The sequence below is a fragment of the Nocardiopsis sp. NPDC101807 genome (assembly GCF_044766605.1).
GTDB lineage: Bacteria > Actinomycetota > Actinomycetes > Streptosporangiales > Streptosporangiaceae > Nocardiopsis > Nocardiopsis tropica.
Genome location: NZ_JBIWMK010000007.1, coordinates 108656 through 123921, shown reverse-complemented (window position 1 = coordinate 123921; position 15266 = coordinate 108656). Strand labels below are relative to the sequence as shown.

Sequence of the window (15266 nt, the reverse complement as noted above, 5' to 3'; positions counted from 1 at the left end):
GTCCCGGGCGCCGTCCCCCGCCCGCCCGGGTCGGGGCGGTGCCCGGGAACCCGTACAGTAGATAGTCGCGACCCGCACGACCCGATCCGACCCCGGACCGGGCCGCGCCCCGAACGGTCGGCCGCGCGCCCCAGGGCGCCCCGGCCGCCTGCACGGGGAGCCCCGTGCCCGCCGGTGCGCTGAAACGCGTACCGGTTACCTAGCCCAAGCCGTCCGCGCAGGGTCGCCGCGACGGTGGGGAACCCACCCCGGACCCCCGTGCCACGGCACGCGGTCGGGGCTCGGGCGCCGTGAGCGCCTCCCAGATCTAGGCAAGCCTTACCTGGGATTCCCTGATTCACCCTGAAAGGACATTGCATGCGCTACACCGGACCGAAGGTGCGGTTGTCCCGGCGCGCCGGCACCCCGCTGACCCGTAAGGCGGTCAGCTACTTCGAGAAGCGTCCGTACCCGCCCGGTGAGCACGGTCGCCGTGTCCGCCGCAACAGCAGCGACTTCGCCGTCCGTCAGGCGGAGAAGCAGAAGGTGCGCTGGTACTACGACCTGACCGAGAAGCAGCTGGTCAGGATCTACGAGAACGCGAAGAAGCGCTCCGGCCGCACCGGTGAGGAGATGCTCGCCGAGCTGGAGATGCGTCTGGCCACGGTCGTGCTGCGCGCCGGTCTGGCCGCGTCGATCTACGCCGCCCGCCAGTTCATCAACCACGGCCACATCACCGTGGACGGCAAGAAGGTCGACATCCCGTCGTACCAGGTCAAGCCCGGGCAGATCATCGAGGTGCGGGAGAAGTCCCGCAACATGGTGCCGTTCGTCGAGGCCGCCGAGGGCGTCCACGCGGACGACAAGATCGCCGGCTTCCTCGCGGTGAGCCACAAGGACCTGCGCATCGCGGTCATCGACCGCCCCAAGCGCGAGCAGATCCCGGTGCCCTTCGACGAGCAGCTCGTCGTCGAGTTCTACGCCCGCTAGTCGCGAACCCCGCCCCGCGTGCGTCCCCAGGGGCGCGCAGAGGACCGGAGAGGCCGCGCGGACCCCGTCCGCGCGGCCTCGTCGTGTGCGGGCGCCCTCCCTCGCCACTCCCGGGAAACACCGGGCGGCGAATCGTTATCGCAACGGGATCGCGGAGCGTGCGCCGGAGCCGGTTCAGTACATCCGGCGGATGTGAAACGCGCTACCCCGCTCCAGCGGCTCCTCCGCGAGGAACTCGTGCATCTTCATACGGCACCATGCGGGGATGTCGGCCCGTGCGGCCGGGTCGTCCGCGGTGACCGCGATGACCGACCCGATGGGCACTTCTCCCAGCCTGGCGGCCAGCATGATGATCGGGACGGGGCACTTGCGGCCCACCGCCTCGACCGTGACCAGCGGGGCCTGCGGCGGATACCCGGGCACCGAACACCCCCTGTGGGTCGTCGTCCTGTCCCCCCATCTTGACCCGACCCGCCCCGTAAGGCGAACCCGGTTAAGGGCGTCGTAAACCCAGCGATACGCTCGCCTTGGTCTTTCCTCGCGAAGCTTCCGGAACCGCCGCCCACGAGCGGCGGGGTCGCCCGCGGGGAGGAGGGCCCGGGGGGACGCCGGGCCGCGCTCCGTAGCCAGCCGGGAGGGTATCCTCCGCGGGCGAACGGGCCCGGCTCCACGTACCGCCGCGCGTTCCGCGCAGGGGCGTCTGGCAACACGCTGACCAGGTAAGCCCATGAACGGCACGCCGGGCGGTTCGCGATAATGTTTCCCCTTGACAAGCTTTGGACACTTAGGCCGCCCGTGGAGGATCCACGGGCTTCACCGCTGGGAAGGCAATCCGTGAGTCCGACCCGCCAAGAAAATCGGCGCCCCAATCCGCGCCGATGGGCACCACGCGGCGCCGCGCTCGCCGTGCTGGGGCTGGCCGCGACCGGCTGCGCGTCGAACGATCTCACTCGTTTGGGCATGCCGGAGCCGATCACCGACCAAGCCGAGCGTGTTCTCTCGCTCTGGCAGGGCTCCTGGGTGGCGGCTTTCGCGGTCGGCATTCTCGTGTGGGGACTGATCATCTGGTCAGTCATCTTCCACCGCAAGCGCTCTGAGCAGTTGCCGCCGCAGGTGCGGTACAACATGCCCATCGAAGCGCTCTACACCGTCCTGCCGATCGTCGTCATCTCCGTGCTCTTCTTCTTCACCGCGCGGGACCAGGCGATCATCCTGGACACCGACGAGCCGGCCGACGTGAACATCGAGGTCGTGGCCTTCCAATGGGCCTGGCAGTTCAACTACCTCGACGACACCAAGGAGAACGGCGGCGAGGTGCTCTTCTCCGAGACGGGCATCCCCAACCCGGACGGCACCGCCGACCCCTCGACGCAGACCACCCTGGTGCTTCCCGAGGGCGCGACCGTCCACTTCGACCTCCACTCGCCCGACGTCATCCACTCGTTCTGGATCCCCGAGTTCGGCTTCAAGATGGACGTCGTCCCCGGACGTGACAACGCGTTCCAGGCGAGCCTCACCGAGGACAGCGCGGGCCAGTACATCGGCCGCTGCGCGGAGCTGTGCGGAGTCGACCACACCCGCATGCTCTTCAACGTCGAGGTCCTTCCCCAGGACGAGTACGACGCCTGGGCCGCCGAGCAGGAGCAGGCGGCCGTGACCGCCGACAACGAGGCCGCCGAGGCCGTGGATTCCGAAGCGGACTCCGCCGACGGCTCGGGTGCCGAGGGATCGGATGCCGAGGGCACCGGTTCGGGCGCGGCCGACGCCGAGGAGAACGAGTAAATGACCACGACGGCAACACCGGCTCGCACCGACGGCAAGGCGCCGTCGAGCGCGGGCTCGATCATCGTCAACTGGCTGACGTCGACCGACCACAAGGTCATCGGGTACATGTACCTGATCACCTCGTTCGCGTTCTTCCTCTTCGGCGGCGTCCTGGCGCTCCTCATGCGCGCCGAGCTGTTCTCACCGGGCATGCAGGTCATGTCCAACGAGCAGTTCAACCAGCTGTTCACCATGCACGGCACGATCATGCTGCTGATGTTCGCGACCCCGCTCTTCGTCGGGTTCTCCAACATCCTCATGCCGCTGCAGATCGGCGCCCCCGACGTCGCCTTCCCCCGGATCAACCTGTTCGGGTACTACCTGTACCTGTTCGGCAGCCTCATCGCCGTGGGCGGGTTCCTCACCCCGGGCGGCGCGGCCAGCTTCGGCTGGTTCGCGTACACGCCGCTGTCCGACGCGGTCCGCTCCCCGGGCCTGGGCGGCGACCTGTGGATCCTGGGCCTGGCCGTCTCCGGTCTGGGCACCATCCTCGGCGCGGTCAACTTCATCACCACCGGCCTGTGCATGCGCGCACCCGGCATGACGATGTTCCGCATGCCGATCTTCACCTGGAACACGCTGCTCACCAGCGTCCTGGTGCTCATCGCGTTCCCGGTGCTGACCGCCGCCCTGATCGCCCTGGGCGCCGACCGCATGGTGGGCACGCAGGTCTTCAACGCCGAGCACGGCGGCGCCATCCTGTGGCAGCACCTGTTCTGGTTCTTCGGGCACCCCGAGGTGTACATCATCGCCCTGCCGTTCTTCGGCATCGCGACGGAGATCCTGCCGGTGTTCAGCCGCAAGCCGATCTTCGGCTACAAGAGCCTGGTGGCCGCCACCATCGCCATCGCGGGCCTGTCCGTCACGGTGTGGGCGCACCACATGTTCCCCACGGGCGCGGTCCTGCTGCCGTTCTTCTCCTTCATGACGTTCCTCATCGCGGTCCCGACCGGCGTGAAGTTCTTCAACTGGATCGGCACGATGTGGCGGGGGCAGCTGACCTTCGAGACGCCGATGCTGTTCACGATCGGCTTCCTGGTCACGTTCCTCTTCGGCGGCCTGACCGGTGTGCTCCTGGCCTCCCCGCCGATCGACTTCCACGTCACCGACTCCTACTTCGTGGTGGCCCACTTCCACTACGTGGTCTTCGGCACCGTGGTGTTCGCGATGTTCGCGGGCTTCTACTTCTGGTGGCCCAAGTTCACCGGCAGGATGCTCAACGAGAAGCTGGGCAAGTTCCACTTCTGGCTGCTCTTCTTCGGCTTCCACGGCACGTTCCTGGTGCAGCACTGGCTCGGCGCCATGGGCTTCCCGCGCCGCTACGCCGACTACCTGCCCGGCGACGGCTTCACCGAGCTCAACCAGATCTCCTCGGTCTCGTCGTTCGTGCTCGGGGCCTCGACGCTCATCTTCTTCTGGAACATGTACATCACCGCGAAGAGGGCGCCGCTGGTCACCGTGGACGACCCGTGGGGGTACGGCTGCTCGCTGGAGTGGGCGACCTCCTGCCCGCCGCCGCGGCACAACTTCACGTCGCTGCCGCGCATCCGTTCGGAGCGTCCCGCGTTCGACCTGAACCACCCGCACGCCGCGGTTCCGGCGGGCACGGACCCCGAGAGGAACTAGGGATCTCGCCATGAAGACGCAGGCCTATCTGTTCATGGGCATCTCGACCTTCTTCGGTCTTGCTGCCGCCCTGTACGTGTACTGGTCCTACCAGGACACCGGCGCCATCGAGTGGACGGGCACCACCGCCCTGGTGGTCTCCATCGGCTTCGGCTGGATGATCGGCTTCTGGCTCTGGCAGGCGGCCCGCCGCAGCGAGCGCTTCCACGGGCTCCCCGCGGAGGAGCGGCTGGACGGCGAGATCGCCGAGAACGCCGGGGAGTACGGGTTCTTCAGCCCGCACAGCTGGTGGCCGATGTTCGTCGCGATGGCCGTCGCGTTCACCGCGGTGGGCGTGGCCATCGGCTGGTGGATGGTGATCACGGGAGCCTTCGCGATCATCCTCACCTCGATCGGCTGGATCTTCGAGTACTACCGCAAGGAGTTCCAGCACTAGGACGCGCCACCCCGAGCGCTGGGCACATAACGTGCCCGAATGCGCACTCCGGGTAGTATGCGACTGTCGCCACCCCGGCGGCCGGTCCGTCTCGCACCGCGAGGCCGACCGGCCGCCGGGGTCGTGTTTTCGGTGGCCCCGCCGTGGCGCGGGGCCCCGTGTCCGGTGCGCGGCGTGTCCGGGACCGGCGCCGTCCCGCGCACCGGGGACATGTCGCAACCGACGCTGGAGGTCCTTGGCGTGATGGGACGAGTCTTCCGATCGGCGGCCCGCCGCCTCGTGGCCGCGGTCGCCGCGGTCGTCCTCGTGGCGACGGCCTGCACCACCGCGGGCGGGGAGCCGGGGGGTCCCGGCGGGGAGGGCGCGCCCGGCCCCGAGATCACCGTCACCCCCGGGACGGGCGCCGCCCCCGTGGCGCCCAACACGCCGGTGCGCGTGGAGGCGTCGGGCGGGACCCTCACGGACGTCCGCGTGGAGCAGGCCGCCGCGGACGAGCTCGCGGAGGCCGGCGGCGGGACGGGGGAGGCCGGGGAGGGGCAGGAGTTCCCGGGAACCCTGAGCGGGGACGGCACCCGGTGGAAGAGCGACCGGAACCTCACCCCCGGCGCGTCGGTGAGCGTCTACGCCACGGCGGAGGACGCCGGCGGCGAGGAGACCGAGGTCGTCGCGGAGTTCCACACCGAGGGCGTCGACGAGGACTCACGCCTCGGACTCGTCTCCCACTTCCCCCGGAGCGGCCAGACCGTGGGCGTCGGCATGCCCGTCGTCATCGGCTTCGACCTGCCGGTGGAGAACAAGGCGCAGGTGGAGAACTCCATCGAGGTGACCTCCGAACACCCGGTCGAGGGCGCGTGGAACTGGGTCGACGACGAGACGGCGGTGTTCCGGCCCCGGGAGTACTGGGAACCCCGGCAGAAGGTCTCCGTGGACCTGAGGCTGGCCGGCGTGGAGGCGTCCGAGGGCGTCTACGGGGTGGAAAACGACCGTGTCGACTTCGAGATCGGCCGGGAGCTCGTCGCCACGATGCACGTCCCCGACCACGAGCTCCGGGTGGAGATCGACGGCGAGGTCGTGCGCACGATCCCGGTGAGCAACGGCAAGGGCCTGGAGCGCTTCAACACCACCACCTCCGGCACCCACGTCACCATGGAGAAGTACGCCGAGCTCGTGATGGACTCGGCGACGGTCGGCATCCCCGAGGGCTCGCCGGGCCACTACCGGCTCGACGTGGACTGGGCCGTGCGCACCTCCGACAGCGGCGAGTTCACCCACGCGGCGCCGTGGAACGGCGCCATCGGCCACGCGAACACCTCCAACGGCTGCACGAACATGTCCGTGCGGGACGCCCGGTGGTTCCACGACCAGGCGCTGATGGGCGACATCCTGGAGACCACCGGCACCGGGCGCGAACTGGAGTGGGACAACGGGTGGGGCTTCTGGCAGCGCTCCTGGGAGGAGTGGTTGAAGCACAGCGAGACCGGTGAGCCCCAGGTGACCGACGGTTCGGGCACCCCGGGCAGCGTGCACGGCGAGGGCCTGTAGCGGGCAGCGGGGCCGACGCCTCCCCGCGGCTCAGCCGCCCGCACCCCCCGGAGCCGCCAGCAGCGCCTCCAGGCGCTCGGCCGTGTGCTCCCAGGTCCACGTCCGCGTCACCCACTCCCGGCCGCGTGCGCCCATCTGGGCGGCGCGGTCGGGGTCCTTCAGGAGTCCGATGAGGGCTCGCGCCACGGGCCCGGGCCGCGAACCGTCCACCACCCGGCCCGTCTCGCCCTCCAGGACGGCGTCGGGCGCGCCGCCGGAGTCGCCGGCCACCACCGGCAGCCCGGTGGCGGAGGCCTCCAGGTAGACCATCCCCAGCCCCTCCACGTCCAGGCCGCCCCGGCGGGTGCGGCACGGCATGGCGAACACGTCGCCCGCGTCGTGGTGGGCGGGGAGCTCGGCGGCGGGCACGGGGCCGGTGAAGACCACCGAGTCCATCCCCGCCGCCGCTGAGCGCAGCCGGGGTCCGTAGGGGCCGTCGCCGACGACGAGCAGGGCCGCGTCGGGCACGTCCGCCAGGACGCGGGGCCAGGCGCGGATCAGGGTGTCCTGGCCCTTGCGGGGGACCAGGCGCGACACGCACACCACGACGGGACGCCCGCCCAGGCCGTGGCGCGCGCGGACCTCCCCGCCCCCCGCCCCGGGGCGGAACCGCTCGACGTCCACCCCCGGGGCCAGGCGGCGCATCCGGTCGGCGGCGGCCGGGGACAGGGCCCGGGAGAGCCGCCTGCGGGTGTAGTCGCCCAGGTAGGTCACGGTGTCGGTGGTGTCTCCGATGCGGCGCAGCGCCGCGCTCGCGCCGGGGACCGCCGACCAGCCGGTCTCGTGCCCGTGGGTGAGGGCCACCTGGCGGCGGACCCGGCCGCGCAGGCCGCCCGCGAGCAGGCCCAGGGGCGCGGCGGCCCCGTAGAGCACCGTGTCGCAGTCCTCCAGCTCGGCGATCGCGCGCGCCCGTGCGGCCACCCGGGGCGAGGGGAGCAGCACGCCCGCCGCGTCGCGGACGACGGGGAAGGGCCGGCGCAGGTCGAAGTGCGGGTCCGCGGCGGCGTCGCCGGGGGAGGGGGAGGAGCAGTAGACGACCACGGAGCCCTCGGGCCGGCGCAGGGCCAGCTCGTGGACGAAGGACTCGATGCCGCCGGAGCGCGGCGGGAAGTCGTTGGTGATGATCAGGGTGCGCGCCACGGGAGCGAGTCTAGGGCGTCCCGCGCGGCCGGACCGGGACGACCCGGCGTCCGCGCCGGACCGGGGCGGGCACCGGGCCGCCCGGCGAGGGCGGTGGCGGTGGCGCGGTCCGTCCCGCCGGCCCGGCCTGCAGTGATCTACGCCGTACAGGTGGCGGAGGGGGCGCCCCCGGACGGGGGCGGGAACCCGGTCCTGCGCGCCCCGCGGTCCTGCGCGAACGGCACGGTGGCCGCGACCCCCCCGGGAACCAGGGGGTCGCGGCCACCGGGGGAGCCCGCCGGTCCGCCGCGGGCCCCGGGGCGCGTACCGCCGCTACGGGCGGACGGCGGTCACGAAGTTGGAGCGGTAGTAGTCGTTCAGGGTCACCGTGCCGATGGGACGGGACGACGTGGAGGCGTGCACCATCACGTTGTCGCCCGCGTACATGCCCACGTGCTCCGGGCCGCTGCCGCCCGGGTAGAAGAACAGCAGGTCGCCGGGCTGCTTGTTCTCCCAGGACACCCGCTGGCCCGCGTTCACCTGGGAGTAGGTGGTGCGCGGCAGGCTCACGCCCGCGGCGCCCCAGGCGGCCTGGGTCAGACCGGAGCAGTCGTACCCGTTGGGGCCGGTGCCGCCCCAGACGTAGGGCATGCCGATCTTGGAGTAGGCGAAGTCCAGGGCGGTCCTGGCGTTGCCCGAGGCGGGGCCGGTGTAGCTGCCGCCACCGCCGCCGCCGGTGCTGCCGCCGTCCCCTCCGCCGGACCCGCCGACGTTCTCCGTCGCCGCCTCCTGCTCCTCGGCGGTCAGCTGGGAGAGCAGTTCCTCCTGCTCCGCGAGGGCGTCCTCGGCCTCCTCGGTGGCGTCCTCGGCCTCCTGGAGGGCTTCGGCCGCCTCCTCCTCGGTCTCGACCGCGGAGGCCTCCAGGGTCTCCAGGTTGGCGAGCTCCTCGGCGTACCGCGCCAGCTGCCCGTCGTTCTGGCCGGCGAGGTAGGTCAGGTCCGCCTGGTGGGCCAGGGCGTTCTCGGGCCCGGTCGAGGTGACCAGCTCGTTGAAGGAGGTGAAGTCGGGGCTGGAATAGGCGGCCCCGGCGAGCTTGCGCACGTCCAGGCCCAGCTCCTCCACGTTCTCCTCGGCGGTCTCGATCTCCGCCAGGACCTCCTCGAGCTTCTCCTCCGCGGCCTCGTGGGTCTCCCGGGCCTCGTTGTAGGTCGCGTTGAGCTCGATGAACTCCTCTTCGAGGCGCTCGATCTCCTCGCGGACCTCCTCGGAGGTCGGGTCGGCGTGCGCCACCGCCGCGGGCGTGACGAGGGCCCCGAGGGTGAGGGCGGCGAGGACCGCTGTGCGGCGCCTGCGGCCGCCAGGGGATGCAGACACGTTGGGTTACACCTTTCTCCCCTTGTCCCGGGCCGTGCGGGGTTCAGCGGGAGCAAGGGACTGCGCCGGGTGGGGGTTCAAGGGCCGGGGAGCCGGCCCGAACGCTGTGGGGCCCGGTCGGGACACGGCTGTCACCACCTGGGGGCGGTGAAGAGGAGCAACCGCTGTCGGCGATGAACACTAGTGCATCGCGCGGGTCCACCTCAACCTTTTCGTGACGTTCCAGCGTGGGAGGCCGAGTGTCCGGAAACCCCTTTCGTGTCCCTTACCCGTGTACGCTCCGCACACGGAGAGGCCGCCCCCGGCGAACCGGGGGCGGCCTCTCCGCGTGCGCGGGGCGTGCCTAGGGGCGGACGCCGAACTCGAACTGTCCGGCCCAGTACGCGGCCAGGTCCACGACCTCGATGTTGCGGCCGCTGCTCGGCGCGTGCACCATCTGGCCGTTGCCGGCGTAGAGGCCGTTGTGGTTCACACCGGAGAAGAACATGATGTCGCCGGGCTGGAGCGCGCTCATGTCGTTGATCCGGTGGCCGACCTCGGCCTGGGAGAAGGTGGTGCGGGGCAGGTCGACGCCGGCGTTGCGCCAGGACGCCTGGACCAGGCCGGAGCAGTCGTACCCGTTGGGGCCGGTGCCGCCCCAGACGTAGGGCAGGCCGACCTTGGAGTAGGCGAAGTCCAGCGCAGCCCCGGCACTGCCGGACGCGCCGCCGGTGTACGACTGGCCGCCGCTGGAGTCGGCGCCGTCGGCGGAGCGGTCGGCGTCGGGGAACTGGGCGAGGATCTCCTGCTGCTCCTCGATCTTCGCCTCGACGTCGGTCTTGGCCTCGTCGGCCTCCTCCAGGGCGGCCTCGGCCTCCTCCAGGGCCTCCTCCGCCTCGTCCTTGAGGCTGAACAGCCGTTCGGAGGACTCGCCGAACTCGTCCAGCTCGGCCTTCTGGGCCTCGGAGAGGTAGTTGAGGTCGGCGTTCTGCTCCAGGAGGGCCTCGGGGCCGTCGGAGGTCAGGATGGTGCTCGTGGAGTCCAGCTCACCCGACTGGTAGGTGGCGCTGGCCAGCTGCTGGACCTTGCCGCGCAGCTCCTCGTAGCGCTCCTCCTCGTCCCCGACCTGCTCCTCGAGCTCCTCGTACAGGGCCTCGGCGACCTCGTGGTCCTCCTTGGCCTGGTTGTAGGTCTCGACGGCGGCCGCGGCCTCTTCGTTGAGCTCCTCGATCCGGTCCTCGACCTCGTCCTGGGTCGGCTCCGCGTAGGCGGTGCCCGGGGCGATGAGGGTACTCGCGACGACAGCGCTGAGACCGGTCGTGGCTGCGATGCGGCGGGCTGTACGCCGACCACCGGGGTTCTTCATGGCGGTCCGCTCCTTGAGGTTGGGAAGTCCGCATAGGGGTGCTGGAGGACAGTGTCCGCGCGGAGGCGGTGCGGGTGAGTGTGCGGGTCCCGACCGGAGGGCACAGACCCTGCCTTCGCTCCGACTGAGCACTCACGTTCGGGAAGAACCTAGCGGACCGCTCTGCTCGTCTCAACCACATCTGTGGGCACAACCCCCGAATCATGGGGGAACCCACCGTTCCCGCATGGACGTTACGCCTGGAAGGAGCGGTCGTGCGCGGCGTGACCCGGAACGTGCGCGCTTCTGTGCGCTGTGCGCCTCGCCACGCACCGGCGGCGCCGGGAGGGGAGGCGCCGCTCCCCCCGGTCGGGACCTACGGGGGCCCGGCCGGGGGGAGGGAGGGCGGCTCAGCCGTGCGCCTCCAGGCGGCGCAGGAAGATCGCCGAGGGCACCGCGCGCGCACCCGCGCGCCGGACCGCGGACACGATCTCCTTGTCGGAGGTCACCACGGCGATCGGGCGTCCGGGCGGCTCCGCGCGCACCAGCCGCACGATCAGCTCGTCGGCGGTCTCCCCGGGCGCGCTGAAGAGCAGGCGCACCCGCCGGGTGGGGGCCGCCACGGGGGGAGCGTCGATGTCGGCGCCGTCGAACACGCACGTGATCTCGGCCTTGGTCCGGCTGGCCAACCCCTCCAGCGAGGCCATCAGGCGTGTGCGCTGGTCGGCCAGGGGGAGGGTCCCGTACCCGGTCTTGGTCACGTTGTAGCCGTCCACCAGGAGGTGGACCCGGGGCACCGTCAACAGGTGCTCCAGCAGGCCCGGGTCGTCGTCGGGCAGGCCGCCCAGCGACACCCGCCGCTGCTGCTCGGCCTCGGCGACCAGGTCCGCGGGGCTGTCCAGGGCCGCGGGCAGCGCCAGCTCCCTGCGCAGCCCGTGCGCGGAGTCGACCAGCACGTCCAGCAGGACCCGGAGCCGGGCCTCGTCCGCGTTGCGTCCGGCGCGCACCGCCCGGCGGGCGTTCTCCACCTGCGCCTCGGCCGCGGCCAGCCGCGACCGCAGCCGCCGGTTCTCCGACTCCAGGGCGTTCATCTGCGTGGCCGACTCCGACTCGCGGCCGGAGGTCTCGGCCAGGACCCGCGCGGCCTCCGTCACGGCGCCCTTGGCCCGCTGCCGCTCGGTGTGCACCTTGCGGCGCAGCTCGGCGATCTCGGTGCGCTGCTCCCTGAGCTGGGAGCGCAGCCGCTCCGTCTCCGACTGGTGCTCGCTCCTGGCCTCGTCCAGCTGGCGGCGCACGGAGTCCAGCGCCTCGGCCGCCTCGTCCACCTCCCTGGCGCTTGCCAGGCGCTCCAGCTCCCGGTGGACGTCCTCGATGATCTCCGGCCAGCCCTTGGGGCGCAGCAGGTACGCGCAGGCCGCCACCGTCACGGGGTCCGCGGCCGGGGGCACCACGCCCGAGTACAGGCCCTCGGCCAGCTCCGGCCACACCTGCCGCACCCGGGTCGCGACCATGTCGCGGAAGCCGGCGTCGGTCTCCAGCTGGGCGGCGATCTGCGGGCCGGCGAGCCTGGCCCGGCGGCGCGGCTCGAACTTGGCGACCCTGCGCAGCAGCGGGGGGAGTTCGCTCGCGCGCATGCCGCCCAGCACGTCGGAACCGTACTCGACGACCCGGGCGCGCACCGGCTCGGGCAGGGGGCGGCGCAGCCGCTCCCCGTCGCTGTCGGCGCCGGGCGTCACGTCGACACTCTCGTCGCGCGGGCCGGTGCCGTCGGAGTCGCCGCCCGCCTCGGGGCGGGCGCTCATGCCTGACCCGTCGGGCTCTCCGCCGAGGAACCGGTGGCCGACCGGTCGGCGTCGGGGCGGGCGATGACCTCGACGCTGTCGGTGGCGCCGCACCAGCGGCACTTCACGCGCTCGACCGTCTCCGAGAGAACGGTCCGCTCCTCGACGCGGCCCTCACCGGCCAGGTCCAGGTGGAGGTAGTCCTGGGAACGGGTCGTCCTGGTCACGTCGAACCGCGTGAGGTTCCCGCATCCGGTGCACCGCCACCGCTCCTTGTCACCCGGCATAGCGATCCCCACGGTTCCTCCTCGTGTCGTGCTCGTCACGGGGCCGCGGACCTTCCGGCCCCGTCCCCCACATCTTTCCACGTCGGGCAGGTCAGACCGTATCCCGACCGATTTCGGTCGTCACCGCCGACTAGCCTGACCGCGTGGTTCGACAGTCCGCGGCGCCCGCCGGCGTCCAAACGAGCATCAGCGACCTCGGCACGCCCCTGGCCGCGGCGACGTTCGTCGTGCTGGACCTGGAGACCACCGGGACCAGTGCGTCGGCCGCCCGTGTCACGGAGGTCGGCGCGGTCAGGGTGCGCGGGGGAGAGGTCCTCGGCGAGTTCTCCACCCTGGTCGACCCCGGCGTGCCCATCCCGGCCGCCATCACCCTGCTGACCGGGATCACCCAGTCCATGGTGGCGACCGCGCCCCCCATGGAGGAGGTCCTGCCCCGCGTCCTCGCGTTCCTCGACGCGGAGCCGGACACCGTCCTGGTCGCCCACAACGCCGCCTTCGACACCGGTTTCCTGAAGGCCGCGTGCGAGCGCCACGGGTCGGCCTGGCCCGGGTACCCGGTGGTGGACACCCTGCGCCTGGCCCGGGCGCTCCTCCCGCGGAGCGAGACCCGCAACCACAGGCTCGCCACCCTCGCCGCGTTCTTCGGGGTTCCGGTCACCCCCAACCACCGCGCCCTGGACGACGCGCGCGCCACGGTCGGGGTCCTGCACGGGCTGATCGAGCGCCTCGGGCCGATGGGCGTGACCAGCGTGGAGGAGCTGCGCGCCGTCAACAAGCCCCCCAGCCGGGCCCAGAAGGCCAAGCGGCACCTGGCGGAGGGCCTGCCGGAGGGGCCGGGGGTGTACGTGTTCACCGACGCGCGCGGGGCCGGCCTCTACGTGGGCAAGAGCAACAACCTGCGGCGGCGTGTCCGCTCCTACTTCACCGCGGCGGAGAACCGACGGCACATCCGCGAGATGGCCGCGCTGGTCGAGGGCGTCACCCCCATCGAGTGCGCCACCGAACTGGAGGCGTCCGTCCGCGAGCTGAGGATCATCGCCGAGCGCAAGCCCCCCTACAACCGGCGCTCGCGCAACCCCGAGCGCGCCTCGTGGGTCAAGCTCACCACCGACGCCTACCCGCGCCTGTCCGTGGTGCGGACGGTCAAGGACGACGGGGCCCCCTACATCGGCCCCTACGCCTCGGCCAGGGACGCGGAGCAGGCCAAGGAGGCCCTGCTCCACACGTTCCCGCTGCGGCAGTGCACGCACGCCTTCTCCGAGAGCAGGAGGATCGACCCGTGCGTCCTGGCCCAGCTGGGACGCTGCGGAGCCCCCTGCGACGGCACCGAGGCGCACGACGCCTACACCGTCCACGCCGACGCCGCGCGCGAGGCCATGACCGGGGACCCCGCCGCCGTCGTCGCGGCGCACACCTCGCGCATCGCCGAACTCGCCGACGCCCTGCGCTACGAGGAGGCCGCCGCCCTGCGCGACCGCCTGGCCGCCTTCCTGCGCGGCGCCCGGCGGGCCCAGCGGCTGTCGGCCCTGGCCTCGGTGCCCCAGGTGGTCGCCTCCCGGCGCTCCGCCCCGGGCTGGGAGACCTGCGTGGTCCGCCACGGGCGCCTCGCGGCCAGCGCGGTCCTGCGGCCGGGCACCGATCCGACCGCGTTCCTGGACTCGCTCGTGGCGACCGCCGAGTACGTCCCGCCGGGGTACGGGCCGAGCCCCAGGGCCCTTCCCGCGGAGACCGAGCTCGTCCTGGACTGGCTCACCGACCCCGCGACGAGGCTCGTCGACATCGACGGGGTCTGGACATGCCCGTTGCGGAGCGCCGAGGCGCACACGGAGATGACACACTGGGCGCATGGCCGCGCTTCCGCTCAATGACGACTACCCCGTCCGCCGCGCCCCCGTCGTCGCGTACACGCTGATCGCGGTCAACGTCCTCGTCTACCTGCTGTCGCCCCAGGCCGCCACGGCCGTCTGGTACCCGGTCGACATGGTGGGCCGCTTCTGCGCCGTCCAGGACTACTTCATGCGCTGGGGCGCGGTGCCCGCCGAGATCCTCGGACAGGTGGACCGGGTCCCGCACGCGGTGCCCGAGTGCGGGGCGGTGGACGGCAAGTCCGTGTGGTTCTCGGTGCTCAGCTCGATGTTCGTGCACGCCGGCGCCATGCACCTGCTGGGCAACATGGTCTACCTGTTCGTCTTCGGCCCCGTGGTGGAGGACCGCATCGGCCGCGTCCGCTTCCTGCTGCTGTACGCGGTCACCGGTGTGGCGGCGGCCTACGGCTTCTCCCTGGTGGAACCCGGAGGGGAGATGCCCATGGTGGGGGCCTCGGGCGCCATCTCCGGCGTGCTCGGCGCCTACCTCGTCGTGCAGTTCCGCAGCAGGGTCACCACGCTGGTGTTCGTGGTGATCCCGATGCGCCTGCCGGGGTGGGCCCTGGTCGGAAGCTACTTCGTGCTTCAGTATCTTCTCTACGTCACCACATCGAACTCCCCCGGCGCCGGGAGCGGAGTCGCCTACGCGGCGCACGTGTACGGGTTCATCGCCGGGGTGATCGCGGGACTGGTGGTCTACCGGCTGCGATGGCGCTCCGGGACGCGGCTCTCCGACGTCTACTAGGGGCGCCCCGCGCGGCCGGGGCCGCCTTCCCGCGGCCAACCGCCCTGGAGGCACAGTGATCACCGCGATCGTCATGATCAAGGCCGACGTCAACCGCATCCCCGAGGTCGCCGAGGCGATCGCGGAGATCGACGGGGTGAGCGAGGTCTACTCCGTCACCGGAGGCGTCGACCTCATCGCCATGGTGCGCGTGCGCCGGCACGAGGACCTGGCGGAGGTGATCCCGGGGCGGGTCAACAAGGTTCCCGGGGTCCTGTCCTCCGACACCCACATCTCCTTCCGGGCCTACTCCAAGCACGACCTGGAGTCCGCCTTCGCGATCGGCTGGTAGGGGC

14 protein-coding genes are annotated in these 15266 nt (G+C 71.9%); 8 read left to right on the top strand and 6 right to left on the bottom strand.

Annotated elements, in window-relative coordinates:
- Positions 1–357: 357 nt before the first annotated feature.
- Positions 358–969, top strand: a complete 612-nt coding sequence (gene rpsD, locus ACIRPH_RS21895) for a 30S ribosomal protein S4 (protein ID WP_402917099.1) — start codon at positions 358–360, stop codon at positions 967–969.
- Positions 970–1143: 174 nt separating this feature from the next.
- Here the strand turns inward: rpsD and ACIRPH_RS21890 are convergent, their stop codons facing one another.
- Positions 1144–1392 (bottom strand): sulfurtransferase TusA family protein, encoded by a 249-nt coding sequence (locus tag ACIRPH_RS21890; protein WP_402917097.1) that lies wholly within the window; start codon positions 1390–1392, stop codon positions 1144–1146.
- 537 nt (positions 1393–1929) lie between these two features.
- Between ACIRPH_RS21890 and coxB the strand changes: the two genes are divergently transcribed.
- The 4 genes from coxB to ACIRPH_RS21870 all read left to right on the top strand — a co-directional run bounded on the left by coxB (position 1930) and on the right by ACIRPH_RS21870 (position 6397).
- A complete protein-coding gene (coxB, locus tag ACIRPH_RS21885; protein WP_330161710.1) occupies positions 1930–2751 on the top strand; it encodes a cytochrome c oxidase subunit II in 822 nt (273 codons plus the stop codon).
- Positions 2752–4419, top strand: coding sequence for a cytochrome c oxidase subunit I (ctaD, locus tag ACIRPH_RS21880; protein ID WP_402917095.1), 1668 nt, complete (start codon positions 2752–2754; stop codon positions 4417–4419). It abuts the gene before it with no gap.
- Between the two features lie 10 nt (positions 4420–4429).
- Positions 4430–4855, top strand: a complete 426-nt coding sequence (locus ACIRPH_RS21875) for a cytochrome c oxidase subunit 4 (protein ID WP_267948872.1) — start codon at positions 4430–4432, stop codon at positions 4853–4855.
- A 243-nt stretch (positions 4856–5098) separates the two neighbouring features.
- Complete coding sequence (locus ACIRPH_RS21870) at positions 5099–6397, top strand: Ig-like domain-containing protein (protein ID WP_402917093.1); 1299 nt, start codon at positions 5099–5101, stop codon at positions 6395–6397.
- A gap of 30 nt (positions 6398–6427) precedes the next feature.
- On the opposite strand, the gene ACIRPH_RS21865 is transcribed toward ACIRPH_RS21870, so the two are convergent.
- From ACIRPH_RS21865 to ACIRPH_RS21845, 5 genes are all read right to left on the bottom strand, one after another.
- Positions 6428–7576, bottom strand: coding sequence for a glycosyltransferase family 4 protein (locus tag ACIRPH_RS21865; RefSeq protein WP_402917091.1), 1149 nt, complete (start codon positions 7574–7576; stop codon positions 6428–6430).
- Between the two features lie 312 nt (positions 7577–7888).
- Positions 7889–8929, bottom strand: coding sequence for an NlpC/P60 family protein (locus tag ACIRPH_RS21860; protein WP_402917090.1), 1041 nt, complete (start codon positions 8927–8929; stop codon positions 7889–7891).
- A 343-nt stretch (positions 8930–9272) separates the two neighbouring features.
- A complete protein-coding gene (locus ACIRPH_RS21855; RefSeq protein ID WP_402917088.1) occupies positions 9273–10274 on the bottom strand; it encodes an NlpC/P60 family protein in 1002 nt (333 codons plus the stop codon).
- Positions 10275–10663: 389 nt separating this feature from the next.
- Positions 10664–12055: an NYN domain-containing protein gene (locus ACIRPH_RS21850; RefSeq protein ID WP_402917086.1), complete on the bottom strand. Its 1392-nt coding sequence runs from the start codon at positions 12053–12055 to the stop codon at positions 10664–10666.
- Complete coding sequence (locus tag ACIRPH_RS21845) at positions 12052–12333, bottom strand: hypothetical protein (RefSeq protein ID WP_267948878.1); 282 nt, start codon at positions 12331–12333, stop codon at positions 12052–12054. Before ACIRPH_RS21845 ends, ACIRPH_RS21850 begins: the two co-directional genes overlap by 4 nt.
- Positions 12334–12464: 131 nt before the next feature.
- On the opposite strand from ACIRPH_RS21845, the gene ACIRPH_RS21840 reads away from it, so the two are divergent.
- Genes ACIRPH_RS21840 through ACIRPH_RS21830 form a run of 3 tightly spaced genes read left to right on the top strand, consistent with a single transcriptional unit; the run spans position 12465 to position 15262 of the window.
- On the top strand, positions 12465–14189 hold the full coding sequence (locus ACIRPH_RS21840) for a DEDD exonuclease domain-containing protein (protein ID WP_402917084.1): 1725 nt from the start codon (positions 12465–12467) through the stop codon (positions 14187–14189).
- A complete protein-coding gene (locus ACIRPH_RS21835; protein ID WP_402917082.1) occupies positions 14167–14931 on the top strand; it encodes a rhomboid family intramembrane serine protease in 765 nt (254 codons plus the stop codon). The genes ACIRPH_RS21840 and ACIRPH_RS21835 overlap by 23 nt, the downstream gene beginning before the upstream one ends.
- Before the next feature lie 55 nt (positions 14932–14986).
- Positions 14987–15262: an Lrp/AsnC family transcriptional regulator gene (locus ACIRPH_RS21830; RefSeq protein WP_267948881.1), complete on the top strand. Its 276-nt coding sequence runs from the start codon at positions 14987–14989 to the stop codon at positions 15260–15262.
- The last annotated feature ends 4 nt before the right edge of the window (positions 15263–15266 follow it).

What these genes read in the sequence shown, in the direction of transcription:
- rpsD (WP_402917099.1), top strand. Translation starts at nt 358, where the DNA reads ATGCGCTACACCGGACCGAAGGTGCGGTTGTCCCGGCGCGCCGGCACC.
- coxB (WP_330161710.1), top strand. Translation starts at nt 1,930, where the DNA reads ATGCCGGAGCCGATCACCGACCAAGCCGAGCGTGTTCTCTCGCTCTGG.
- ctaD (WP_402917095.1), top strand. Translation starts at nt 2,752, where the DNA reads ATGACCACGACGGCAACACCGGCTCGCACCGACGGCAAGGCGCCGTCG.
- ACIRPH_RS21875 (WP_267948872.1), top strand. Translation starts at nt 4,430, where the DNA reads ATGAAGACGCAGGCCTATCTGTTCATGGGCATCTCGACCTTCTTCGGT.
- ACIRPH_RS21870 (WP_402917093.1), top strand. Translation starts at nt 5,099, where the DNA reads ATGGGACGAGTCTTCCGATCGGCGGCCCGCCGCCTCGTGGCCGCGGTC.
- ACIRPH_RS21855 (WP_402917088.1), bottom strand. Translation starts at nt 10,274, where the DNA reads ATGAAGAACCCCGGTGGTCGGCGTACAGCCCGCCGCATCGCAGCCACG.
- ACIRPH_RS21850 (WP_402917086.1), bottom strand. Translation starts at nt 12,055, where the DNA reads ATGAGCGCCCGCCCCGAGGCGGGCGGCGACTCCGACGGCACCGGCCCG.
- ACIRPH_RS21835 (WP_402917082.1), top strand. Translation starts at nt 14,167, where the DNA reads ATGGCCGCGCTTCCGCTCAATGACGACTACCCCGTCCGCCGCGCCCCC.